Below are 25,786 nucleotides of genomic sequence, written 5' to 3'. Positions count from 1 at the left end.
TCACTCCCTTCAAGAGCTATAAAATAATAAATGTTTCAATAATAGTTAAATCAGGTATTACCATATAATAAATTGTTTAATTACAATCATTTAATCATTAAAAGGAAAGGCGAAGCGTCTTCTGCTGAATCTTCTCCGCCAAACATATCAATTATTTGTTCATTACGATGAAAGCTACTACTACTGCGATGATCGGTAATGCCTCAACTAATGCAACCCCGATGAACATTGTAGTTTGTAGAACACCACGAGCCTCTGGTTGGCGAGCGATACCTTCTACTGTTTTTGAAACGATAAGACCGTTACCGATACCTGCACCAAGTGCACCTAAACCGATTGCGATTGCTGCTGCTAATAAACCCATTGTTAAATTTCCTCCTTGGAATTGTTTGTTTTATTTTATTTAAGCGGTTTCCCGCTTTATATTAATGGTCCTCACTCACTTTATGAGCAATATAAACCATCGTTAACATTGTAAAGATGAAACCTTGAATGAAACCGATGAAGATCGAGAATCCTTGCCATGCCATCATTGGAATGATTGCACCTAGGAAACCAGGAATGCTTGATGCTGCTAAACCAGCAATCAAACCGATTAAAATCTCACCAGCGTAAATGTTACCATAAAGACGTAGACCAAGTGTTAACGTATTCGCAAACTCTTCTACAATCTTAAGTGGTAGCATAAATGACATTGGTTGTAGGAAACCTTTGAAGTAATTTCCTGAACCGCGCATTTTCACACCATAGTAATGTGATAGTAATAAAATCATAACAGCTAGAGACATTGTAACTGTTGGATCGGCTGTTGGCGATTTCCACCATAGCACATCATCATACACAATAGCGAACGGTAAACCTAATAAGTTCGATACAATGATAAACATGATTAATGTTAAGCCTAGTACGTGGAAGCGACCACCTGTTTTCCAGTCCATGTTACTTTTAATAATCCCTTTCACGAAATCCATAACCCACTCCATGAAGTTTTGCATGCCTGTAGGTTTCATTTGTAGATTACGTGTTGAGATAAACGCAATTAAAAATACGATTGTTGCTGCTACGAGTAACATCATAATTGTTGATGGGTTGAAAGTTAACGGCCCAACGTGCCACTCTGGATTTATGTGATCCATTTTATAATTCACCTCTCTTTCTAATACACAAAGTTAGTTGCCCTTCATATGAGAGATCAATCTCTCAATAAAGAGAAAAACGTATGGTAGCATTAGCCCTATGACTGTGCTGACAAGGTCAATATACTCAGGCATTGTAATGGCTAACGCAACTGCTGCAACACCTGACGCAAAGCGAAGCAATGTGCCGAGCGATGTTGTTTTTGTCCCTTCACTTATGGAACGGTCAAACTTTTCCATTCGTCGAACTAAAATCCAAAAGTTATACGTACCAAAAAAAGCGCCAAGTGCGATGCCGGCAAACACGGTCTCATATGATGTTACCGCCCAACCAAGTGCGCAAATCGCGAGCAAAAAAAATAACGCTTTTTTCTGCATAGCAAAAATGTGATGCAAATCTAGCATTGGTCTGTCGTCTCCTGAATCAAATTTTCGTTGAATTGGGTAAGCTTGATAACCACTTAGTGAAATCAGAAATGAGTAGTAATCTACTCCAGCGGTGTGGAAGTAAAGTAGTGGATGTACCCTATTATGCAGAATCTTTTGTGAAATGCTGGGATACGTTTTACTAGCTAAACTTCCGCCTACGGTTGGACATAAAAATCCAGACGCTATAAGCGAGCTGTTTCATAAATGTTTCAACTGTTTCAACTAGTTAGAAACTTGATAAGATTAGATTTTTCTGTGCTTAAAAATACAAAAAAACCTCATCAATAATACCCTTTGTAAGCATACAATAGGTGTTTTTTGAAGTCAATTAGTAATGAGAAAAAACTTCACACCCTACACATTCTTGTCAAATTGTTGACAAATTTGTGTGTTGCTTCACAAAGTATATAATAACATATAAAAAGCCCTTACATACAAAGTATTTTCAACAGGAGTCTGTCAATAATGACACATTCCTGTTGATGACGAATGAAAACCTTCGCTTAACGATAATTCATTCGCTTTTGCTCATTTTCACTTAACCATTACCGGTTTATTTTCCTTCTAAGTGTGTGAGTAAAGCTTGTACAATACGCTGAGAAGCCTTGCCATCTCCGTAAGGGTTAGCCGCATGTGCCATACTTGTGTAAATCGTTTCATCCACTAACAATTGTTTGGCAAGTTGATAAATGGTTTCTTCCTCTGTGCCTGCTAATTTCAGTGTGCCTGCTTCAATACCTTCTGGTCGCTCAGTTGTATCACGTAATACGAGTACAGGCTTACCTAATGAAGGTGCCTCTTCTTGAATACCGCCTGAATCAGTTAAAATCATATATGATTTTGCTTGGAAGTTATGGAAGTCATACATATCTAACGGTTCAATCAGATGAATACGTTCATCACTACCTAAAATATCATTTGCTGTTTCACGCACTACAGGATTCATATGCATAGGATATACAACTTGAATATCATCATGCTCTTGTAATAAACGTTTGATAGCTTTAAACATATTACGCATAGGCTCGCCTAAATTTTCGCGTCGATGCGCTGTTAATAAAATCATACGATCCTCGCCAATTTTATCGAGCACAGAGTGTGAGTAATCATCATTTACTGTCGTTTGTAAAGCGTCGATGGCTGTATTACCTGTCACATAAATTGTCGCATCATTTTTATTTTCATTTAAGAGATTTTGACGAGACATCTCTGTTGGAGCAAAGTGTAAATCTGCCATAACACCTGTTAATTGACGATTCATTTCTTCAGGGTATGGTGAATATTTATTCCATGTACGCAGTCCTGCTTCCACATGTCCAATCGCAATTTTGTTATAAAATGCAGCCAAGCTACCAACAAATGTAGTTGCTGTATCACCGTGTACTAATACGATATCTGGTTGTGCTTCCTTCATTACTTTATCTAAACCTTGCAGTGCTGAAGTTGCCACATCAACTAATGTTTGGCGGTCTTTCATAATATTTAAATCATAATTAGGTGTAATATTAAACGTTGCCAACACTTGGTCTAACATTTCTCGGTGCTGTGCAGTCACTGTCACAATTGATTCAATTTTATCTGGATGTTTTTCTAATTCTAAAACAAGAGGAGCCATTTTAATCGCTTCTGGCCTTGTACCAAAAATTGTCATTACTTTAAACATATCATTACCACCTTTTTTATTAAGTAAAATCCATACTGAAAAAGAGTGAAAAGTATAGTTGAGCCAATGCCTACTATAAATCTCACTCCTTTATTTGTTTTATTTAGTGCCGAATAAACGGTCACCAGCATCACCTAAGCCAGGTACGATATAACCGTGTTCATCTAATTTATCATCTAATGCCGCAATGTATACGTCTACATCATTATGTGCATCTTGCAATGCTTGTACACCTTCTGGCGCTGCAATTAAACACATAAATTTAATGTTAACAGCCCCGCGCTTTTTCAAAGAATTGATCGCTTCAATAGCTGAGCCACCTGTTGCTAACATAGGGTCAACAACGATAAATTCACGCTCTGCTACATCTGCTGGTAGTTTAGCATAATATTCTACTGGTTCAAGTGTTTCTGGGTCACGATACAATCCAATATGACCTACTTTAGCAGCTGGAATTAACTTCAATACACCTTCTACCATGCCAATCCCTGCACGTAATATAGGTACAATACCAATCTTTTTACCAGATAAGATTTTTGATGTCATTTTTGTCACAGGTGTTTCAATTGTTTTGTCTTCTAATGGTAAATCACGTGTGATTTCAAAGGCCATTAGTGTCGCTACTTCATCAACTAGCTCGCGAAATTCTTTTGTACCTGTGTTAATATCACGAATGTATGTTAGTTTATGTTGAATTAATGGATGGTCAAATACGTATACTTTGCTCATTATGAGTCTCTCCTAACTATTTGAATGACTTTTTTATCCCAATAAGTATAACAGAAAGTACAGCTGTTTTTAAACGTTGTTTCAAGTTTTATTAAAACTCTTATCCCTTTTTGGTTTTCTTTGTGAAAAATAGGCGCACACCATAGCAAAATAAAATGGCGATACCGCTCTTCATTATATCCTTTTTTATGCAACATAACCCTTTAACTCCAATGAATCATAACACTAAAAAAGTGGCAAAGGGTTATCAATCGCCCCTTTACCACTCGTTAGAATACGTTATGATCTAAACTTATATGTGCATTGGATTATGCATACAATGGATGTTTTGCTGTTAATGCTGCAACACGTTTTTTAGCTTCTTCTTTTGTTGCTTCATCTTCTGGATTTTTCAATACTAATGCAATAATAGCACCCACTTCTTTCATGTCTTCCTCTTTAAAGCCACGAGTTGTAACAGCTGGTGTACCAACACGAACGCCCGATGTTACGAATGGTGATTCTGTATCATATGGGATTGTGTTTTTGTTTGTTGTAATGCCTACCTCATCTAGAGCGTGCTCTGCTACTTTACCAGTTAAGCCTAATGATTTAACATTTAGCAATAATAAGTGATTATCTGTACCACCTGAAACGATGTCAACACCTTCAGCTTGTAATGTTTCACCTAGCGCTTTAGCATTTGCTTTTAGTTGTTTAGCATATGTTTTAAACTCAGGTTGTAGTACTTCACCAAATGCTACAGCTTTAGCCGCAATGACATGCATTAATGGGCCACCTTGAATACCAGGGAAAACAGATTTATTTAACGCTTTCTCCCATTGTGCAGATGCTAAAATTAAACCACCGCGTGGGCCACGTAATGTTTTATGTGTTGTTGATGTAACAAAGTCCGCATATGGTACTGGTGATGGGTGTTCGCCAGCAGCTACTAAACCTGCGATATGCGCCATATCTACCATAAAGTAAGCTTCAACTTCATCTGCAATCTCGCGGAACTTCGCAAAATCAATTTCACGTGGATAAGCAGATGCACCTGCAACGATTAATTTAGGTTTATGTTCAAGTGCTTTTTGACGTACATCTTCATAGTCAATCACATTTGTATCTTCTGTCACACCATACTCTACGAAATTATATAATTCACCTGAGAAGTTAACTGGCGAGCCATGTGTTAAGTGACCACCGTGTGATAAATTCATACCTAATACTGTATCACCAGGTTTTAAAATAGCATTATATACAGCCATATTTGCTTGTGCACCAGAGTGTGGTTGTACGTTTGCATATTCAGCACCAAAGATTTCTTTTATGCGGTCACGTGCAATATTTTCCACTACATCTACATGCTCACAGCCACCGTAGTAACGTTTACCAGGGTAACCTTCCGCATATTTATTTGTTAGTTCTGAGCCTTGTGCTTCCATAACAGCTTCAGATACAAAGTTTTCAGAAGCAATAAGCTCGATATTGTCTTGTTGACGTTTTTTCTCCGCTAAAATACCATCTAAAACTGCTTTGTCTTGTACTGCTAATTTTTCGTATGCCATTGTATGACAGCCTCCTAATTTATGCTATATGTTGCGCGCTCGCCACCGATAAGTTTTGGACGCGTTGTTGCTACTGTAAGATATGCTTCACCAATTTTTTTAATGTTTGTGCGTACTGGAACAGCGACGTGTTTAATGTGCATACCAATTAATGTTTGACCAATATCAATGCCTGCATGTGCTGTAATATGCTCGACTACTACAGGATTTTTAAATTGGCGATAGGCATAAGCTGACATCGCACCACCTGCTGTACGTACAGGAACTACAGATACTTCTTCTAAGTAGTGTTTTGTCATAGACATCGCTTCCCGTTCAATAGTTAGGGCACGATTAATATGTTCACAACCTTGAAAAGCTAAATACAACTGATGTTTTCTCGCAAATTGTTGCAGCGGTTCAAAAAGTTCAGCAGCGATTTCTTCAACGCCAGCTGTTCCAATTTTCTGACCAATAATTTCAGATGTGGAGCAACCTACTACAAAGAATGTATGCGGTTGTAAAACTACTTGCTCCTCAACTTCGTGCAACAATTGCTGAATTTCTGTTTTCAGCAATTTACTCACCTCTTGATAAATCTAAACTACATAGCTTATTTACACGACGTTCGTGACGGCCACCCTCAAACGCTGTCTCTAACCATGTTTTGGCAACCATGCGTGCTAACCCAGCCCCAACTACTCGCTCACCCATTGCTAAAACATTAGAATCGTTATGTTGACGCGTTGCCTCTGCACTAAAGACATCATGGACTAATGCGCAACGAATCCCTTTTACTTTATTGGCTGCAATAGACATACCAATACCTGTGCCACAAATTAAAATGCCACGATCAAAGTTGCCGCTCGCTACACCTTCTGCTACTGGTTTTGCATAATCTGGATAATCTACAGAATCGTCATTTTTAGGACCGAAATCCTCATAGCTAATATTTAGTTCATCTAATAATGTGATAATCTCTTTTCTTAAATTATTACCACCGTGATCTGAAGAAATTGCTACTTTCAAATTGGCTCCCTCTTTTCGATATATTGTCATCAACAGTTTACCATTTTTGAGAGAGGAAAAGCACGTAATTTATTTGTTGTGATATGATTCAAATCATACCCAAATACGAATGATTTGTCTATAGTTATTTTTATCGTTCACCTTTTAGTCTTTTTTAAACGTTTATAAATGTCTAAAAACCATTATTTTACGCTATTTGCTTTACTCCTTCTAAATTCAAGAGAGATAGTCTAGCAGGTAAAATAAAAAAGTTGCCTTTGTACTTGGCAACTTTCACTTTAGCTAAATCGCTTAATCATTTCATATAATTGTTGTGCTTGTGCTTGCAATTCATGCGTGGACTGTTCAATCGCATTCATAGCATATAATTGTTCTTCTGCACGACCTCTCACCTCTTGTGCACCGGCTGAAGTCTCCTCAGCAATTGCTGCCACATCTTGTGATTGTCTCGTCGTTTGTTCAATGCTTAATAATTGTTGTTGCATGTCAGTTGATACTTGTTTCGTTGTTTCTGCGATAGTGTAAATCGCGCTGACAACTGTTTCGACTGCACGTGTCGTTTCTGTAACGCGTCCTACTTCATCATTAGCAAAGGTCACTTGGGCTCTAATCTCACGCCCAACGCTCTCAACATGTTCTTGCATGACTTGAATTAATTGAGACGTATCTTTAACCGCTACTGCGCTTTGGTCTGCCAATGTGCGTACTTCTTCTGCGACTACTGCAAATCCTTTACCATGATCGCCTGCTCTTGCGGCCTCAATCGAAGCATTTAAGGCTAATAAGTTGGTTTGTTCTGCAATCGTTCCCACTAGTTGTATGACTTTACCTACATCATTAGCATTATGCTCTAACTGCTGGACACGTTGTAAAGACTCATCACTACGTGTGGCCATGTTTTGAATCCCCTCTGTCAGTTGTTGAATGGCTTTTGTCGCACTCTGTAATTGAAGGATGAGGTTTTCTGCTTGTTCATTAGCTGACACTACTCGCTCGTTCACATGAATAGCTGTCTCTCTAGCTTCTTCCATAGACTCTGCCATACTTTGCACAGCATTAGCTGATGCCTCAGCCCCTTGTGAAATATGGTCAATCGTTAGAGAAATACCTTGTGCACTCTCCGTTGAGACGGTTGCTTGTGTTGATAAATGTTCGACGGTTGTCGCCGTAGCAGAAAAGTTTTGCTCAATGCCACCTACAATCGTGCGCATATTGACCAACATATCATTAAAGGCTTCACCTACAGCATGTATTTCATCTTGAGATTGTGGCACTTCAAATTCCCGACTAATAGTACCTTCTGCCGCATATGTAACAGCTTCCTCTAGCTTATGTAATGGCTTTACTAAAACACCACTAAATAAAGCCGCTAAAATGCACGACCATATAATACCTAAACCAAATGTTAAAACCTCAAACCAAATGCGACTATAATTAGCAAAAAACGTAGGGTGAATATATTCAATAAATACGAAACTTGTTGAATATGTCACAATCGCTAATATACCTACAAATAAGACTAATTTTTTAGCAATGCCAAATGTTGTTTTCCGATGTTGCATAACATTCACTCCTCAAGTTTATTGATGATTGATTGTATTGCTTGCTCTAACGCTTGAAATGTGGCTTGATATGTCGCTAAATCTCCACCATAAGGGTCGTATACATCTTGCATAGGAGCTTCTACATACTCATATAAGCGAAATATTTTATCTGCTTGTTCAGGATACATCTGTAATAAAGCTTGTTTATGCCCCTCTGTCATAGTTAAGACAAGATCAGCCCACTGCATATCTTCCATTGTGACATTAGTAGCTGCATGTGCTGTATTCATCTTATTTTCGGCTAACGTTTGTTTAGCATGTTCACTCATATCCGCTCCTGGTGTAGCAAAAATACCTGATGATCTCACCGCGATATGTGATACATTTTTATGAGATAAAATAGCCGCTGCCATTGGACTGCGACATGTATTCCCTGTGCAAACAAAATAAATATTCATATTTATAGCCTCCTAAGTAGCAAAAATTATGCGCTTTGCTTAATTGTAATGAAATTTTTATCAATTGTCACTTCTTATAACTTATGGACTAAACACAAAATGAATCATCGTATTTTTTACCTATAGCTATAAAAAAACACTAAGCCATCTTTTAAAATGTACTTAGTGTTTTAAACGGCTTATTATTAAATTAATCGATTCCCACCAGCTGCTTTTTCCAGTCGATTCATAATCGCTTTCCCCACACCTTGTAACGGTACAGCCCTTACAATAATCATTGTAGCATCTGTTTGATCACAAGCGCGTAACGCATCATAAAGCTTAATAGACATAGCCTCGATGGTATTTCCTAAATCATACACATAATTTGCTTGTAACGATGTTGGTGACATCGCTAATAACGCTACCTTTTCGTGTTGCGTTTGATGCATAATAATCATTTCTTGCAATGCGTGGTCTTCTAACGTTGTTACATATACAGGCGCCTCTGGTGAATAATGTGTATACTTCATACCAGGCGCACGTGGTGCGTCTTTTACATCTGTTAATGTTGCTTCATGCACTTCGCCAATAACCGCCTGCAACATCTCTTTTGTCACACCACCTGGTCGTAGTATGATTGGTGGTGTTTGTGTCACATCTAGTACAGTTGACTCTAAACCAATGCCTGTTGCTCCACCATCTATAATTAGAGGGATTTGTCCTTTAAGATCGTGATACACATGCTCAGCTTTTGTTGGACTTGGCTTACCACTGCGATTCGCACTTGGTGCCGCTATTGGTAACCCTGTCTTTTGTAATAGAGATAATGCGACAGGGTGATTGGGCATACGTATACCAACTGTCGCTAATCCTGCTGTCACATTGGTAGCAAATATATTTGGTTTTGCTTTTACAATTAAGGTTAATGCTCCTGGCCAAAAAGCCTCCATACATTGTTGTGCCACTAAAGGGATATGCTCAGCATATTGCGCTACTGCTTTTGCTTCGCCAATGTGTACAATTAAAGGGTTATCTGATGGACGTCCCTTCGCTTGAAAGATTTTTGCTACAGCTGTTTCATTGGTAGCAACTGCACCTAATCCATACACCGTTTCAGTAGGGAATGCAACTACTTCACCAGCCTGCAATGCACTTACAGCTTGTGCATAAGTCAAATGGTTATCACCATCATGATCCACAGATACTATTGTTGTCAGCAAGTGTAATCCCTCCTTTATGCTTTTGTTATCCACAAGCTGTGCATAAGTTTCTGAAAATTGTGTATAACTATACTATTTCACAAAATACCATGCGTTCTTTTCCGTTTAAGTCTTTTTGTATCGTTATAGTTGCGCCAGGAAAGCTCTCTTGAAATAACTGTGCTACCGCCTGACCTTGTTTATAACCAATCTCCACACCAATGAGCGCTTTCTCATTCATGCATTGTTGTGCCTCTTGTGCTAGACGGCGATACAATTGCAAACCATCTTCTGCTGCAAAAAGCGCATTATGTGGCTCATGCTCCAACACTAAATCAGACATCAATGGCAATTCGTCAAACGCAATATAAGGAGGGTTCGCTAATAATATATCCCACTTTTTATGGTTGATTGGCTCTGTTAAGTCCCCTAACCCAAAATTAATATCTGCTTGTAATTTATTAGCATTGTATATCGCGACTTCTAGCGCACGTTCTGATAAATCGGTAGCTGTCACTTGTAACTGTGGTGCCTCTAATTTCATTGTTACTGCGATAGCACCACTACCTGTACCAATATCAACAAGTGTTACTGGCTCTTGACCAAACATACGCTCAATTTTTTGTAAGGCATAATAGACAAGTTCCTCCGTTTCTGTACGAGGGATTAACACAGATTCATTCACAGTAAATTTTCTACCATAAAACTCCTCATAACCAATACAATATTGTACAGGTCTACCTGACGCATGCTCTTTTACTAACGCTTGAAACTCCATCCACTCAACATAGGTTAAATCTTCATACATATGCATTACTAACTCTGAATAACTACACTTTTTTACATGTTGCATAATAAGACGAGCCGCATTTTCTTCACGTCCATATTGCTTTAAAAAAGAAGAAGCCCATTCAAGGGCCTCATATGCTTCTTTACGCATCCTCATTTAGCTTCTCAAGCTTTGATGCTTGTTCTTCTAAAGTTAGTGCGTCAATAACCTCATCCAACTTGCCCTCCATAATTTGGTCAAGCTTTTGAATCGTTAAACCAATGCGGTGGTCTGTAACACGGTTTTGAGGGTAGTTATATGTACGAATACGCTCTGAACGGTCTCCTGTACCTACTGCTGATTTACGAACAGAGTCATATTCGCTTTGCGCCTCTTGCATATACATATCTGCTACACGTGCACGTAAAATTTTCATAGCCTTTTCTCTGTTTTTAATTTGTGAACGTTCATCTTGCATTGACACTACAACACCTGTTGGTAAATGGGTCATACGCACAGCTGACATCGTAGTATTTACTGATTGCCCACCAGCGCCTGAAGAGGCGAATGTATCAACACGAATATCTTTTTCATGAATCTCGACATCCACTTCCTCTACTTCTGGTAAACAGGCTACTGTAGCTGTTGAGGTATGAATACGGCCTGATGATTCGGTTTCTGGCACACGTTGCACACGATGGGCGCCGTTTTCATATTTAAATTTAGAATAAGCACCTTGTCCATTAATCATAAAAACAATCTCTTTATAGCCACCCATACCTGTTGCATTGGCATCCATTATATCAATTTTCCAACCATGTGCCTCCGCATAACGCGAGTACATGCGGAAGAGGTTACCTGCAAATAAAGCGGCTTCTTCGCCACCAGCTGCCCCACGAATCTCCATAATAACGTTTTTATTATCATTAGGATCTTTAGGAATTAATAGCATTCGTAATCGTTCTTCTAATGCTGTTACTTGATGATTTAAGTCGTTAAATTCTTCTTTCACCATCTCACGCATATCAGCATCTAATTTTTCATCTAGCATTTCACGTGTATCTGCTAATTGTTGTTTGACATCTTTATATTCACGATACGCCTCTACGGTTTCTTGAATATCAGATTGTTCTTTTGAGTATTCGCGTAGTTTCTTACTATCACTTACAATATCAGGGTCACTTAGTAACTCATTTAAACGTTCATAACGATCTTCTACTGCTTGGAGTCGATCAAACATTATTTTTCACCTCAACTTTAATTTCTAACGGTGGATTTGTATGGCATTTGCGACAAACAGGAAAATAAGCTTCATTTCCCCCAATTTGAATTTGCTCACCTGTATAAACAGGTTGACCATTGCCATCCACACGTAAATTCATTGTGGCTTTGCGTTCACAAAACCAACAAATCGTTTTCATTTCTTCTATTTTATCAGCATAAATCAACATATAGCGACTGCCTTCAAACAATTCATTGCGAAAATCATTTTTCAAGCCAAATCCCATCACAGGAATTGCTAACTCATCTACAATCTTTGTTAATTGTAATACTTGCTCTTTACTCAAAAATTGTACTTCATCTATTAATATGCAGTAGGGCTTGCTACTATAATTTTTTACAATAGTAAAAATATTGGTTTGTTCATAAATAGCAATCGCCTTTTCACGTAAACCAATACGGCTTGAAATATATCCTTCTTCGTCTCTTGTATCAATGCCTGGTGTGAATAACAACACGGGCTTATTTTGCTCTTGGTAATTGTGCGCTACTTTTAAAATCTCAATAGATTTCCCGCTATTCATTGCGCCGTATTTATAATAAAGCTGTGCCAAATCTTCACCCTCCAAACGCTTATCAACTGCTTAAGCGAATTGACCATACGCTATCTATTATAACAATCTATTCTCATTTTTTTAGATAAAAATCGGAAATACTCTCAAAAAAATACCTGCCAAGTGAATACTTGGCAGGTATGGTGTTGCAAAATTATTTAAGACCGTATTTTTTGTTGAAACGATCCACACGACCATCAGCAGCCGCGAATTTTTGACGACCTGTATAGAATGGGTGACATTCGTTACATAATTCAACAGTGATTTTTTCTTCTACAGAACCTGTAGTGAATGTGTTACCGCAAGAACATGTAACTGTCGCTTGTTTGTAATCTGGATGAATTCCTTGTTTCATATTCGTTTCTCCTCTCGCCCTGAACTATTTGCTAGATCAGAGTTGTAATTTCGTTTTGTGCCTTACATAGCCCGAATATGTCGACTACATATGCACAACATACATACTTTAGGAATTATAACAGAGCATACAAAGAAAAACAAGGATTTTTACCTGTCATCAAAATTATTTATAAAATTTGGCATGCATAATTGGATTGCACCATTTTTTAGTCGCAATTGCGTACGTCATGGATTGTTATAACATCCTGCTTCGTCATTAGAGCGCATACATCCTTCTTCTAAGCAAAAGTTTGGACGTATTATTTTTGTTTCTTTTCCTTATTGTCAATGAGCCAATCTGTAATCACCACTACTTGATTTTTTACAGCGATCGGATCAAATGGCCAAAATACAGCTTCATCTAAATAAAATACATTATCATTTTTTACGGCGGGTAATGATTGCCACAATTCATCATCTTTATTCATGCCATCACTATATGACTCGTCTAAGAAAATATAGTCACCCGCATATTCTGGTAATACTTCATAGGCAATTTGTTGGAATGTAATATCTTTATCAATCATATTTTTTTGAATACCTTCAGATGGCTTTAATTGTAATTGTTGATACATCGCCTGTCCACCACGATAAATACCATCGCCATATACATAATAATCATCTTTGTACGCACCTAGTAAAGCAATTGTTTCATTTGGTTCCATCACACCTTCTAAACGTTCACGATTAGCTTTTACTGTTTGATGAAAATCAGCTAACCACTCATCGCCTTCTTTTTCTTTGCCCAAAATTTCAGCTAGTGCGTTTACCTCATCATCTACATTACGATACGTTTCATAAGGAAGAACAATTGTTGGAGCAATTTTACTTAACTTTTCATAGACTTTAGTGTCTGGGTTCGCAGTGATAATCAAATCTGGTTTTAATGCAAGAATTTTTTCTGGTGAACTCTCTCCTGTATTTTCAATACCTTCAATTTGATCTTTAATATGGACATTTAGTAAATCTTGTTCTGTGGCTCCTATTGGTTTTACCCCTAATAAAAGCGCTGTTGGCAAATAGGCTTCTACTACTAAACGCTCAACATTTGTAGGGATTTCAATATCACCATTAATGGTTGTAATTGTTTTTGTAGCTGCCTTTTGTTCCTTTGACTCATCCTTTTTTGTATCATTCGTGCTGCAGGCTGCGACGACCAATAAAAGTACAAACAATACACAACTTATTTTCTTCATTTTTTATCTCCCTTATAAATGATAATGATTCTCATAATCAAATATAATGTAAATCACTTACTGTTGCAAGCCCTTTTATTATTTCCTAAAAAAACAGAAGCTGTTATCGTTTAACTTCTTTTATCCATAGCTGTTGTTGTTCTATGTAAGAGTCGTTGTAAAAATGAAGATTGAATATCTTGCAATACGCGTTGTTTCCTTATTTTTTCTTGCGCTTTCATTTGTAACACTCGCTCTTTGCATTCTCCTATTAAAGGTTCGGATAAAACACTGTCAAATTGAGGCGTCGTATCAATAGTAGTGCGATAAATACTAGGTGCTACCCCTACTTGTTTTTTAAATGCGCGACTAAAATAATATTCATCCTCATAGCCTAAATGATTAGCAATAGCCTTTATTGTATGTTCATTTTTTTGCAGATGTTGCTTTGCTACTTCCATGCGCCTTTGTAGTAAATATTGCTGCGGCCCCATGTCATAACGCGCTTTAAATACGCGCAATAAATGGCGCGAACTTATTGTTAAACTATCAGCTAACTTTTGCATAGTAAACGCTTCGTCCATATGCTGCTCCATATACATTAGCGCTTGTGCTGCTAAATCAATGGGGTGTGGTTTTCCTTGTTCCTCTGTTAATTCATGAAAAATACGATAAATTAATTCATAAAATAAAATCTTAACAGTGAGATGTTCTTCAAACGAACCTGTTTTCCATTTGATATACATATTTTGCATAAGTAAATCAATGGCAATAGGGTTTGTTGGTACACAGCTGAAATTTTTATGAAAAGGACGATGCTCCATATGTAAATGTTGAATACATGCATCTGTATAAACAACATCCGCCTTATAATACAGCAAATAATAGGTAGATGGTTTGTTCATTGTTAAATGCATAAAGGCTGACTTCCCTATATGAAAGATCGCTAAACGGTTGATATGATAAGGTATTTCATCTAACCATAAATTCATGTCCCCCTCTATTACAATGAGTATGGCACTATGCCCTAAAATCATTTCTACATCTGTATTTACTTTTTCAACATATTGTATTTGCCTAACTTGCGCATGTGTATTTTCCCATAACAACATATGCGATTCATAATTCATTTTATTCGCCACCTTTAATTGATAATGATTATTATTATCTTTAATAGTAGCACATTTACAAAGCGCACACATAAAAAAAGAGAACTGCATAAATATGCAATTCTCGCTTTCTTATAATAAACCTTTGCCTTTTGTTGCTTTTTTCATATCTTCGTTTAATTTATCAAAAAACTCTTCATTCGTTTTTGTTGTACGTAACTTACGCATAAAGCGCTCTGCAAAATCTGGTGTGTCAGAGAATGTTTTACGAATTGCCCAAAGTTTATCTAGCTCCTCTTTAGGAATTAATAACTCTTCTTTACGTGTGCCTGAACGACGAATATCAAGTGCTGGGAAAATACGACGTTCTGCTAAATTGCGGTCTAAATGTAACTCCATATTGCCTGTTCCTTTAAACTCTTCATAAATCACTTCATCCATACGTGAGCCTGTATCGACTAATGCTGTTGCTAATATTGTTAAGCTGCCGCCTTCTTCAATATTACGCGCAGAACCAAAGAAACGTTTTGGGCGGTGGAAAGCTGCCGGGTCAATACCACCAGACAATGTACGGCCACTAGGTGGAATCACTAAGTTATAGGCGCGTGCTAGACGTGTAATAGAGTCCATCAAAATAATAACATCGCGCTTTTGTTCTACTAAACGGCGCGCGCGTTCTAACACCATCTCAACTACTTTGACATGATTTTCTGGTACTTCATCAAAAGTAGAACTCACAACGTCTGCATTTACAGAACGTTCAATATCCGTCACTTCTTCAGGACGCTCATCAATTAACAAGACGATTAACTCTGCTTCAGGGTAATTCGTTGTAATGGAGTTGGCAATCTCTTTTAATAACGTGGTTTTACCTGCTTTAGGTGGCGCTACAATTAGTCCACGTTGCCCAAAACCTACAGGAGATACTAAGTCCATAATACGAGTTGATATTTGATTTGGTGATGTTTCTAATTTAATTTGACGGTCTGGATAAAGAGGTGTGAGTGCTGGGAAGTGAACGCGGTCTTTTGCTGTCTCTGGGTCTTCACCATTGACGGCTTCTACTTGTAATAGCCCGTAATAACGTTCATTTTCTTTTGGTGGTCGCACTTTGCCTGAAACTTTGTCGCCATTACGTAAATCAAAGCGACGAATTTGTGAGGCGGAGATATAAATATCTTCTTTACTTGGTGAATAGTTGATTGGTCTAAGGAATCCATAGCCTTCTTGCGAAATAATTTCTAGTACACCCTCCATAAAGAAGAAACCTTCTTGTTCAGAGCGTGACTTTAAAATAGCAAAAATCAATTCTTTTTTCGTTAATTTACTATAATATGAAATCTTATATTCTTTAGCTAAACGATATAATTCTTTTAGCGTCATCTCTTCTAACTGAGAAATTGTCAAACTAGACATAAGCACAGCTCCAGTTCTTAATTAATTATTCTTTTTAAAAAAGGAGTCGATAAAATCACAATGATTTTATCGACATGTTAGCTTAATACGTTGGTTTTTTATCTAAGCTGTGACGCCCTTCAATGAAACGCACTGTGCCTGATTTGGCACGCATAACTACCGAGTGGGTTAAGCAATATGAACCTTTATATTGCACACCTTTTAATAATTCGCCATCTGTTACACCTGTTGCGGCAAAAATGGCATCGTCGCCTTTAACAAGGTCATTTAATTGGAACACTTGATTTACATCAATGCCCATTTTCTCACAACGTGCTAATTGTTCATCATCTTCTGGTACTAAGCGACCTTGGAAGTCCCCGCCTAAACATTTTAGGGCTGCTGCTGAAATAACACCCTCTGGTGCACCGCCAATACCAAACATAATATCCACACCTGTTTGGTCAAATGCTGTGTTAATCGCTGCGTTTACGTCACCATCTTGAATAAACTTGATTTGTGCGCCTGCTGCACGAATTTCTTCAACAATTTTTTCATGGCGTGGTCGATCTAATAATGTAGCCACAACATCAGAAACGGCTTTATTTTTTGCTGCTGCTACAGCTTGTAAATTTTCTGTTACAGAAGCGTTAATATTTACTTTCCCTGCTGCTTCTGGGCCTACAGCGATTTTTTCCATATACATATCTGGTGCATTCAATAGATTGCCTTTGTCTGCAATGGCTAACACAGTTAATGCACCATTACTGCCTTTTGCTACAATGTTTGTACCTTCTAGTGGGTCTACTGCAATATCCACTGCTGGTCCACCATTACGCAAACCTAATTCTTCACCAATATAGAGCATTGGTGCTTCATCCATCTCGCCCTCACCAATAACTACTGTACCATGCATTGGAATGGTATCAAACATCGTGCGCATAGCTGTTGTTGCCGCATCGTCTGCTGAAATTTTATCACCGCGTCCCATCCATTTTGCTGATTCAATTGCCGCTGCTTCTGTTACTCGAACTACTTCCATTGATAAACTACGTTCCATGACTTTTCTTCCTCCTGTTATTTATCCGCTGTTTCTAGCGAAATCTTTTCGCGTCGAATATCGGCGCCTAGAGCACATAATTTGTCAATTAAACTACTGTACCCTCGTTCGATATGATAAATATCGCGAACTTCGGTTTCACCCTCAGCAATTAAACCGGCTAATACTAATGCTGCGCCTGCTCGTAAATCTGTGGCTGTTACTGTCGAACCTTGTAAAGGTGTAGGCCCTGAGACCATAGCTGTATTGCCCTCTACTCTCCCTTTAGCATTCATACGATTCAATTCGTCAATATGTTTAAATCGTGCAGGATAAATCGTATCAGTAACACGAGAAGCACCTGTTGCTTGTGTCATTAACACCGATAAAGGTTGCTGCACATCTGTCGGGAAACCTGGGTATACTAATGTTTTCACATCAACTGCTTTTAATGCTGAAAAATCTGTCCTTGGTATAAAAATACTTTCTTCTTCTGTTTCTACTTTTACACCCATTTCCCGCAATTTTGCTGTTACCGCTTCTAAATGCAAAGGAATAACATTATCAATCGTAATACCATCACCAATAGCTGCTGCCATAATCATAAATGTTGCTGCTTCAATACGATCTGGGATGATTGTATGTTGTGTACCATGTAACTCATCAACACCTTCAATGCGAATTACACTTGTACCAGCACCTTTAATATTGGCTCCCATATTTGTTAATAAAGTAGCTACATCAATAATCTCTGGCTCTTTTGCTGCATTTTCAATGACCGTTTTACCTTTAGCTCTTACTGCCGCTAACATAATGTTAATCGTAGCACCTACACTCGCTACATCTAAATAAATTTTAGCGCCGATTAACTCATCTGCACGCAAATAAATAGCACCGTGTTCATTTGTTACTTTAGCACCTAATGCTTCAAAGCCTTTAATATGTTGGTCAATTGGACGCGGGCCTAAGAAACAGCCACCAGGCAATCCAATTACTGCTTTTTTAAAACGCCCCAACATCGCACCCATTAAGTAGTAAGATGCTCGTAACTTTTTCACATTGCCATTTGGAAGCGGTAGCGCAATCATATTTGTGGGATCTACTGTCATGACACCATTTTGAAATAAAACTTTACCGCCAAACTCTTCAAGAAGTGCTTTCAGTGACCATGCGTCTGAAATTTCTGGAATACCACCAATCGTTACGGGGGAATTGGCTAAAATCGTGGCGGGTATTAAAGCAACAGCACTATTCTTTGCTCCACTTACCTTAATTGTACCTTTCAGGCGATTTTCACCTGTAATTTTATATACATCCATTTCGTTTCTCCTTAATTCAATGGAAGTTCACCCCAAACGGAATGCGCTTCTCTATTATTTCACTTGACGCTTCTCCCAATCTGCTAAAAAGGCATCAATACCTTTGTCTGTAAGCGGATGCTTAAATAATTGCTCTAACACATGAAAAGGTGTTGTGGCAATATGTGCACCTGCTAAGGCTGCTGCTTGGATATGTTGAGGATGTCGAATTGATGCTGCAATGATTTGTGTATCAATATTATGCAAAGCAAAAATTGTCGCAATCTCTTCAATTAAAGCTGCCCCGTCCTGACCAATATCATCTAATCTACCAATAAATGGTGATACATACGTAGCACCTGCACGAGCCGCTAATAACGCTTGGTTAGCACTAAAGATTAATGTTACGTTCGTTTTAATGCCCTTGTTAGCAAAATAACGACAAGCTGTTAAGCCTGCTGGTGTCATGGGCAATTTCACTGTAATATTTGGTGCAATTGCTGAGAGCTCAAGCCCTTCTTTAATCATACCTTCTGCATCAATTGCAATGACCTCGCCGCTAACTGAGCCTTCTACTAAAGTAGCAATTTCTTTTAAGCGCTCATGAAAAGACACATCTTTCTCTTTAGCTACTAATGATGGATTTGTTGTGACACCATCAATCATACCCCATTGATGTGCTACTTTAATATGCTCAAAATTTGCTGTATCAATAAAAAATTTCATGTATATTGCCTCCTTTTTATCTTCATGATAAAACAAGAGAAGCTCGACAAACGTGCGAGCGCTTCTCTTGTGCAATAGCCATTATGCCTTTTGTGAGCTACCGAATTCGCGCATTTTACCAATAACCGTTGTTTTAATTGCCTCGCGTGCTGGTGCTAAGTATTTACGAGGGTCATACACTTTAGTGTCATTAGCTAATACTTCACGAATTACTTTTGTTGCTGCAATTTGGTTTTCCGTATTCACATTAATTTTTGCTGTACCTAATGAAATTGAACGTTGAATATCTTTTGTTGGGATACCTGTACCACCATGCAATACTAATGGTAAATCTGCTAATTTCGAGATTTCTTCCATCTCTTTAAAGCCCAAGTTTGGTTCACCTTTGTAAGGGCCATGTACAGAGCCTAGTGCTGGTGCTAAGCAGTCAATTGCCGTTTGCTCAACCATTTTACGGCACTCTTCTGGGTCTGCATAAATAATACCACCTGTAACGCCATCTTCTTCGCCACCAACAGTACCTAATTCGGCTTCAACTGAGATACCATTTTTATGAGCATATGCTACAACTTCTGATGTAATTTTAATATTCTCTTCAAATGAATGGTGTGAAGCATCAATCATAACAGATGTAAAACCTGCATCAATCGCTTCCTTACATTTGTCAAAACTTGAACCGTGGTCTAAATGAATAGCCACTGGTACTGTAATATTATAGCTTTCGATTAAACCTTTTACCATATGTGTCACTGCAATGAAGCCGCCCATATATTTCCCTGCGCCTTCAGAAACACCTAAAATAACAGGAGAGTTTTCTTCTTGCGCCGCTTGTAAGATGGCTTGTGTAAACTCTAAGTTGTTAATGTTAAATTGTCCTACTGCATAACCTTCATCTTTTGCTTTGATTAACATGTCTTTCATTGATACTAATGCCATTGTGAAAATCCTCCTTAAGGATAATACGATATTTTAACTAGTAGTAATATGCCACTTAATCATATCAAAAAGCGTTTATCTATGCTACTGCCTGATTGACTAACCTTTTAAAATTTTGTTAACAGTTTCTTTTACTTCAGCAATATTAAATGGTTTTGAAAAGTATTTTACTGCACCTAGCTTTTCTGTAGTCTCTTGGGCATCTACTTCACCATATGCTGTCATCATAACGACAGGCAATTGAGGGTACATCATTTTTAATTCTTGTAAAATTGTTATGCCATCCATCCCTGGTATTTTCATATCGAGTAAAACACAATCAGGGCCATGCGTTTTAGCCATTGTCAGTGCCTCATAACCATCTGCTGCAAGATAAGTTTGATAACCTTCTTGTTTAAATACTTCTTGCAACAATAGACGAATCCCCTCTTGGTCATCTACGATTAATACGTTTTTCATTTCGCCACCCCTTTTGGTTTTTTTTTGAAATTAATCCACTGTCATCATACTATAACACATTGCTTTCAATTTCACTTATAATGTTTGTGAGGTGAAAATATGTTAAAAATCGTAACGACACAACTTCAAGGTTTGTTTCAACGCATTGCTACAAATGAAGAAGAAAATATTGAGGACACGGCCCGTTTATTAGCACAAGCTGGTGTTGGTGAGGGGCATATTTACTTTGCTTGTTTTGACGAATTTGAAGCTATTATGTTACATGCTACAAATGAAGAACCCTTCTATAAAATGCTACCTTATACTACTGACACAACGCTTACACCTGCTGACCGTGTTTGTATTTTCACAAAAACAGCAGATGATGAGGCAGCTATTCATTTAGCTAGCACATTGGATGTCCCTTATGCTGTTGTTGCAAGTGAAGTGAAAAATGGTGAGAATCGCTTATTTGAGGAGAGCTACACGTATATTAATCTACAAGTGCGTGGGGGGCTAATCCCTGGAGAAACCGGTGAGCGCTTTTTGCACCCCGATTTATTTGCGGCATTATTTGTTTATGAAGCTGTTAAATTAAGCTTCAATGAGATGATACAATAAGAGTACATCCAACTAAGAAACTAAAACAGGCATTGGCGAAATAAACTTCGCCAATGCCTGTTTCCTTACCTTATCTTAAAATGGCATACCTACACCAGATGTTCCGAGTGAGTTAGCAAGTGCCAACAACTCTTCCATTTGCTCTGCTGTCAATACTTGATACTCAATTGTTGTAATACCTGCTAATTCCTTCATCAGTCCATGGACAAATAGCACTTCACCTTGCGCGCTTGTTAAGCGAACAGAAAACACACCCGCGCCTGCTTTATTGCGAGAGATTTTCAAACCTTCTTCTGTCATGGCAATCGCTGCAAAATCGTTACTACCCATAGCTGCTGTATATTGTTCAACATAAGTATTAGCTACGTTAAAACCAATTTCATCATTCGAGATGATTACTTCATTTTTTTCCATAGCCTCCATAGCTAAAAGTGAGAATGCATCCTTTGTTACAACAAGTGCTAATCGTTTCTGATTACCCAAATCATCAGATAACGTAGCGATATAAGTGCCTTCTGCGGCAATTGTAAGGGAATAACTAGCTAAATCTTCTTCATCTTCTGATGCTTTTTCATAACCAAAAATATCTGAACTTACGACTTTACCTTCTACGGTTTCTAAACGGATATGCTTTGGATCAAAGCCAAAAGCTTCCTCTTCAACAGAGATAATGGTTGGCTCAACGTCTGTTACCTCTGTTAGCTCAACTGCAAAATCGCCTTTGATTTTCGTTACAGTAACGGCATATTTCTTTTGGATATCAACTTCATATTCACCTTCTACATTCACTGTAGAACCTGAAACAATAATGGTGCTTTCACCTTCTGCAATTGGTTCAATCCCTACTGTCTCACCATCATTATGTATTACAAATGGCGCTTCTTCCTCGTCTAATTCATAATTAACATCAATCATTTCAGCTTGTAATTGCTTAGCTGTAATCGTTGCTTTCACACGCGTTTTAACCGCTTGCTCTGCTCGTAAAATAAATTGAGCAAATTGACCACGAGAGACATTTTCACCTATACCAAAACGTTCTGGAGAGATGCCTGTTGTTACTTTATAATGATACAAACTCGCAATATTATGATAAACCTCGGTATTACGTAATACGTCTTTAAATGTAACGACTGTTTCGACAGGTGTCTCCAATTCATAAGCTGCTACTAAAATCTTCGCCATTTGCTCACGTTTTATCGGTTCATTAGGACGGAATGTATTATCGGCATACCCACTAAAGACACCCAGTTCTGTTAGTGCTGAAATAGCCCCATAATATTGATGTGATTGGGGAATATCGGCATACTCATAATCCACAACATCTGTTGTTTCTAGTTCTAATAAGTGAGCAAGCATTTTTGCCATTTGCCCGCGTGTAATAGCTGCAGCAGGACGGAATGTACCATCAACATACCCTTTAATCACACCACGCTCTACTAACGCATTAATCGCTTTACCTGCTGGGCTATTATCTTTCACATCTGTAAATTTCGCGGCATCTGCTGTGGGCGCCACTGCTACAATTGCTCCTGTTGTCAATGTGGCAGCCATCGCTAATTGAAACATCTTTTTTGTCATAATCATTGTCATCTCCCTTTAGGTCACTACTTCCATTTTATCTTATACGCTTCGTAATACAAAAGGTTTCAATAAAAAAACCTAGAAAGATCACTCTCTAGGTTTGTTAATTATTATTGTAATGTTGATTTAATAAAATCGCGGAATAATGGTTGTGGGCGATTTGGACGAGATACAAGCTCTGGATGGAATTGAGCTGCTACAAAGAAACGGTTGGTTGGTAACTCAATAATCTCTACTAAACGATTATCTGGGCTCACGCCTGAGAATACAAGCCCCTCAGCTTCCATCGCCTCTCGATATTCATTATTAAACTCAAAACGATGGCGATGACGCTCATATACTAAGTCATTATCATACGCCTCGTGTGCTTTTGTACTCTCTTTAACTTTACATGGATATAGTCCTAAACGAAGCGTACCGCCAAGGTCTACTTCTTCTTTTTTGTCTGGCAAAATATCAATGATTGGGTAAGCTGTATCGGCATCAATTTCTGTAGAGTGTGCGCCTTTTAAGTTAAGCACATGGCGTGCAAACTCAACTGTAGCTAACTGCATGCCTAAGCAAATGCCTAAGAATGGTGTATCATTTTCACGCGCAAAACGAATTGCTTCAATTTTACCTTCCACACCTCGATCACCAAAGCCACCTGGCACAACAATACCATCCGCTGACGCTAATAAATCAGCCACATTGTCAGCTGTTACGTCCTCTGCATTCACCCAGTCAATTTCAATATCTGTATCATAATGATAACCTGCATGGCGCAATGCCTCTACTACTGAGATATACGCATCTTGTAACTCAACATACTTACCTACTAATGCAATTTTACGTGTGCCTTGTAAATTTTTAACGCGTTCTACTAAGGCACGCCACTCTACCATGTCAGCTTCTGGTGCTACTAAGCCAAAGTGGTCTAAAACAATATCGTCTAAATCTTGTTTGTGCAAGTTCAGTGGTACTTCATATAAATGCTCAACGTCTGCTGATTCAATGACTTCATGTTTTTGTACATCACAGAATAACGCAATTTTCTCTTTCATATCTTCAGGTACTTCTTGTTCTGTACGCACAACAATGATATTTGGTTGAATACCTAATGAACGCAATTCCTTCACAGAATGTTGCGTTGGTTTTGTTTTCAATTCACCTGCTGCTTTAATATAAGGTAACAATGTACAGTGAATATACATCACATTATTGTGACCTAAATTCGTACGCATTTGTCGAATTGCTTCTAAAAATGGTAATGATTCAATATCACCTACTGTACCGCCTACTTCAGTAATAACGACATCAGCATTTGTCTCACGGCCTGCGCGTTGAATGCGGTCTTTAATTTCATTGGTAATGTGCGGGATTACTTGTACTGTACCACCATTGTAATCACCACGGCGCTCTTTATTTAATACCGTTTGATATACGCGTCCTGATGTTACTGTCGAATGTTTACCTAAATTAATATCAATAAAACGTTCATAGTGACCTAAGTCTAAGTCAGCCTCTGCACCATCATCTGTTACAAACACTTCACCATGTTGATATGGACTCATTGTACCTGGGTCAATGTTAATATACGGGTCGAATTTTTGAATCGTTACCTCTAAACCTCGATTTTTTAATAAACGTCCTAAAGATGCGGCTACGATTCCTTTACCAAGTGATGATACTACGCCACCTGTTACAAAAATATATTTTGTCATTACAAAATTCCTCCCTTTTCATTCATAATGCTTGCCTAAAACAAGAAAAAGCCACTAGCACATCGGCTACAGCTAAAATAAAAAAACGCTCCTCCTGCCATATTTGCAGGGGGAGCGTATTATTTATACGGTCATTCTCCTCTTAAAAGGAGCCCAAATAAAAGATTAAACGTATTAGCATTATAAGTCAAGAAATTTATAATGCGAATTTAAAGAATTACTTCTCTTCTTCATATTCTTCTTCGTCGTCTTCTTCAAGGTCTTCATCTTCTTCATCCAGTTCAAATTCTTCGTCTTCAATCAACACTTCGTCGATTTCCGCTTCTTCTTCGATTTCTTCTTCCTCTAGTTCATCCTCTTTGCCAAAGCCAATTGGTTCTACTACAGGTTTTTCATCTTCTTCTTCGTCTTCTTCATAGTCTTCTAATTCATCGTCGAATTCTAGCGCTTCTTCTGCTTCTAATTCTTCCACATCGTCAAAATCATCTTCTTTAGCTTTTGATTTTTTCTTACGTGTTTTAACAGATGGCGCTGTTTCTTCTTCAATTTGCTCTACTTTATACCACTCACGTAGACCCCAACCATCTTCTTGGTTTAAAAGAAAACGACCATCAATATTAATATCTGTATAAAATTGTTGTAATTTAGTTTGTAATTCTGCATTTGTTAAACCTTTTAACTTTTGTAACTCAGCCATTAATGCTTCAAAATTTAACGAGCGACGTTGATCTTTTAAAACTGCATATGCTAAATCTACTAAAGCTTCTTCTGCCAATTGTTGTGCTGTCATATTACGAAAATCCACTAAAAATGCACGTCCTTTCAATTATCTCTTGCTTACCGTCAGCGAGCATAATATTCATTATATACAATGTTCTATTATAATAGCTACTTTGAATTTTGTTTTTTTATCAGTCGCATTTTTTGTATTCCTAAAAAAAATAAATAGGCTGACAAAAGTAGCAACGGAATGGATGCTAATTGTTCATTATATAAAATCGTTACGACAAGAAGTAATACGCCAATTATACCATATGAAATCGTTGCCTTTGTCATTTACTAACACC

28 protein-coding genes are annotated in these 25,786 nt (G+C 37.9%); 1 reads left to right on the top strand and 27 read right to left on the bottom strand.

The window, feature by feature from the left end; translation table 11 throughout:
• Positions 1-151: 151 nt before the first annotated feature.
• From atpE to IEW44_RS01695, 23 genes are all read right to left on the bottom strand, one after another.
• Positions 152-364: a F0F1 ATP synthase subunit C gene (gene atpE / locus IEW44_RS01805; protein WP_010857993.1), complete on the bottom strand. Its 213-nt coding sequence runs from the start codon at positions 362-364 to the stop codon at positions 152-154.
• A 61-nt stretch (positions 365-425) separates the two neighbouring features.
• Entirely contained in the window at positions 426-1,136 is a 711-nt protein-coding gene (gene atpB, locus IEW44_RS01800) for a F0F1 ATP synthase subunit A (RefSeq protein ID WP_188613303.1), read from the bottom strand.
• A gap of 33 nt (positions 1,137-1,169) precedes the next feature.
• On the bottom strand, positions 1,170-1,541 hold the full coding sequence (locus IEW44_RS01795; protein ID WP_188613302.1) for an ATP synthase subunit I: 372 nt from the start codon (positions 1,539-1,541) through the stop codon (positions 1,170-1,172).
• 577 nt (positions 1,542-2,118) lie between these two features.
• Positions 2,119-3,228, bottom strand: coding sequence for a non-hydrolyzing UDP-N-acetylglucosamine 2-epimerase (wecB, locus tag IEW44_RS01790; RefSeq protein ID WP_188613301.1), 1,110 nt, complete (start codon positions 3,226-3,228; stop codon positions 2,119-2,121).
• A 99-nt stretch (positions 3,229-3,327) separates the two neighbouring features.
• Positions 3,328-3,957 (bottom strand): uracil phosphoribosyltransferase, encoded by a 630-nt coding sequence (gene upp, locus IEW44_RS01785; RefSeq protein ID WP_188613300.1) that lies wholly within the window; start codon positions 3,955-3,957, stop codon positions 3,328-3,330.
• 308 nt (positions 3,958-4,265) lie between these two features.
• On the bottom strand, positions 4,266-5,507 hold the full coding sequence (gene glyA, locus IEW44_RS01780) for a serine hydroxymethyltransferase (protein WP_188613299.1): 1,242 nt from the start codon (positions 5,505-5,507) through the stop codon (positions 4,266-4,268).
• Positions 5,508-5,521: 14 nt separating this feature from the next.
• Entirely contained in the window at positions 5,522-6,073 is a 552-nt protein-coding gene (locus IEW44_RS01775; protein WP_188613298.1) for a TIGR01440 family protein, read from the bottom strand.
• Complete coding sequence (gene rpiB, locus IEW44_RS01770; RefSeq protein WP_188613297.1) at positions 6,066-6,515, bottom strand: ribose 5-phosphate isomerase B; 450 nt, start codon at positions 6,513-6,515, stop codon at positions 6,066-6,068. Before rpiB ends, IEW44_RS01775 begins: the two co-directional genes overlap by 8 nt.
• A 278-nt stretch (positions 6,516-6,793) precedes the next feature.
• Complete coding sequence (locus tag IEW44_RS01765; protein ID WP_188613296.1) at positions 6,794-8,077, bottom strand: methyl-accepting chemotaxis protein; 1,284 nt, start codon at positions 8,075-8,077, stop codon at positions 6,794-6,796.
• 5 nt (positions 8,078-8,082) lie between these two features.
• Positions 8,083-8,517 carry a low molecular weight protein arginine phosphatase gene (locus IEW44_RS01760; RefSeq protein ID WP_188613295.1) on the bottom strand — a complete coding sequence of 145 codons (435 nt, stop codon included), beginning with the start codon at positions 8,515-8,517 and terminating at the stop codon, positions 8,083-8,085.
• 185 nt (positions 8,518-8,702) lie between these two features.
• The gene (locus IEW44_RS01755; RefSeq protein ID WP_188613294.1) at positions 8,703-9,719 is read right to left on the bottom strand and encodes an L-threonylcarbamoyladenylate synthase; all 1,017 of its coding nucleotides are present in this window, start codon (positions 9,717-9,719) and stop codon (positions 8,703-8,705) included.
• A 67-nt stretch (positions 9,720-9,786) separates the two neighbouring features.
• Positions 9,787-10,638 (bottom strand): peptide chain release factor N(5)-glutamine methyltransferase, encoded by an 852-nt coding sequence (gene prmC, locus IEW44_RS01750; protein WP_308421620.1) that lies wholly within the window; start codon positions 10,636-10,638, stop codon positions 9,787-9,789.
• On the bottom strand, positions 10,631-11,707 hold the full coding sequence (gene prfA / locus IEW44_RS01745; RefSeq protein ID WP_188613292.1) for a peptide chain release factor 1: 1,077 nt from the start codon (positions 11,705-11,707) through the stop codon (positions 10,631-10,633). The genes prmC and prfA overlap by 8 nt, the downstream gene beginning before the upstream one ends.
• Positions 11,700-12,302 carry a thymidine kinase gene (locus IEW44_RS01740; protein ID WP_188613291.1) on the bottom strand — a complete coding sequence of 201 codons (603 nt, stop codon included), beginning with the start codon at positions 12,300-12,302 and terminating at the stop codon, positions 11,700-11,702. The genes prfA and IEW44_RS01740 overlap by 8 nt, the downstream gene beginning before the upstream one ends.
• Positions 12,303-12,456: 154 nt before the next feature.
• A complete protein-coding gene (rpmE, locus tag IEW44_RS01735; RefSeq protein ID WP_188613290.1) occupies positions 12,457-12,657 on the bottom strand; it encodes a 50S ribosomal protein L31 in 201 nt (66 codons plus the stop codon).
• A 301-nt stretch (positions 12,658-12,958) separates the two neighbouring features.
• Positions 12,959-13,894, bottom strand: a complete 936-nt coding sequence (locus tag IEW44_RS01730; protein WP_188613289.1) for an ABC transporter substrate-binding protein — start codon at positions 13,892-13,894, stop codon at positions 12,959-12,961.
• Between the two features lie 110 nt (positions 13,895-14,004).
• A complete protein-coding gene (locus IEW44_RS01725; protein ID WP_188613288.1) occupies positions 14,005-15,003 on the bottom strand; it encodes an AraC family transcriptional regulator in 999 nt (332 codons plus the stop codon).
• Positions 15,004-15,114: 111 nt separating this feature from the next.
• Positions 15,115-16,398 carry a transcription termination factor Rho gene (rho, locus tag IEW44_RS01720; RefSeq protein WP_188613287.1) on the bottom strand — a complete coding sequence of 428 codons (1,284 nt, stop codon included), beginning with the start codon at positions 16,396-16,398 and terminating at the stop codon, positions 15,115-15,117.
• 82 nt (positions 16,399-16,480) lie between these two features.
• A complete protein-coding gene (gene glpX, locus IEW44_RS01715) occupies positions 16,481-17,437 on the bottom strand; it encodes a class II fructose-bisphosphatase (RefSeq protein WP_188613286.1) in 957 nt (318 codons plus the stop codon).
• A gap of 17 nt (positions 17,438-17,454) precedes the next feature.
• Positions 17,455-18,735 (bottom strand): UDP-N-acetylglucosamine 1-carboxyvinyltransferase, encoded by a 1,281-nt coding sequence (murA, locus tag IEW44_RS01710; protein WP_188613285.1) that lies wholly within the window; start codon positions 18,733-18,735, stop codon positions 17,455-17,457.
• Positions 18,736-18,789: 54 nt separating this feature from the next.
• Positions 18,790-19,440, bottom strand: a complete 651-nt coding sequence (fsa, locus tag IEW44_RS01705) for a fructose-6-phosphate aldolase (protein WP_188613284.1) — start codon at positions 19,438-19,440, stop codon at positions 18,790-18,792.
• A gap of 81 nt (positions 19,441-19,521) precedes the next feature.
• Positions 19,522-20,376 carry a class II fructose-bisphosphate aldolase gene (locus tag IEW44_RS01700; protein ID WP_188613283.1) on the bottom strand — a complete coding sequence of 285 codons (855 nt, stop codon included), beginning with the start codon at positions 20,374-20,376 and terminating at the stop codon, positions 19,522-19,524.
• A 99-nt stretch (positions 20,377-20,475) separates the two neighbouring features.
• A complete protein-coding gene (locus IEW44_RS01695; RefSeq protein ID WP_188613282.1) occupies positions 20,476-20,835 on the bottom strand; it encodes a response regulator in 360 nt (119 codons plus the stop codon).
• Positions 20,836-20,934: 99 nt separating this feature from the next.
• Here IEW44_RS01695 and IEW44_RS01690 point away from each other — a divergent pair, with 99 nt between their 5' ends.
• On the top strand, positions 20,935-21,435 hold the full coding sequence (locus tag IEW44_RS01690) for a DUF2529 family protein (protein ID WP_188613281.1): 501 nt from the start codon (positions 20,935-20,937) through the stop codon (positions 21,433-21,435).
• A 75-nt stretch (positions 21,436-21,510) separates the two neighbouring features.
• Here the strand turns inward: IEW44_RS01690 and IEW44_RS01685 are convergent, their stop codons facing one another.
• From IEW44_RS01685 to IEW44_RS01670, 4 genes are all read right to left on the bottom strand, one after another.
• Positions 21,511-23,013 carry an S-layer homology domain-containing protein gene (locus IEW44_RS01685; protein WP_188613280.1) on the bottom strand — a complete coding sequence of 501 codons (1,503 nt, stop codon included), beginning with the start codon at positions 23,011-23,013 and terminating at the stop codon, positions 21,511-21,513.
• A 113-nt stretch (positions 23,014-23,126) separates the two neighbouring features.
• Positions 23,127-24,719: a CTP synthase gene (gene pyrG / locus IEW44_RS01680; protein ID WP_188613279.1), complete on the bottom strand. Its 1,593-nt coding sequence runs from the start codon at positions 24,717-24,719 to the stop codon at positions 23,127-23,129.
• Between the two features lie 217 nt (positions 24,720-24,936).
• On the bottom strand, positions 24,937-25,524 hold the full coding sequence (gene rpoE / locus IEW44_RS01675; protein WP_188613278.1) for a DNA-directed RNA polymerase subunit delta: 588 nt from the start codon (positions 25,522-25,524) through the stop codon (positions 24,937-24,939).
• 83 nt (positions 25,525-25,607) lie between these two features.
• Positions 25,608-25,775, bottom strand: a complete 168-nt coding sequence (locus tag IEW44_RS01670) for a hypothetical protein (protein WP_188613277.1) — start codon at positions 25,773-25,775, stop codon at positions 25,608-25,610.
• Positions 25,776-25,786: the final 11 nt, after the last annotated feature.

The sequence above is a fragment of the Lysinibacillus alkalisoli genome (assembly GCF_014643595.1).
Lineage (GTDB): Bacteria > Bacillota > Bacilli > Bacillales_A > Planococcaceae > Metalysinibacillus > Metalysinibacillus alkalisoli.
Note: the sequence above shows the minus strand (reverse complement) of the source record. Positions and strands in the feature narration are given on the sequence as shown.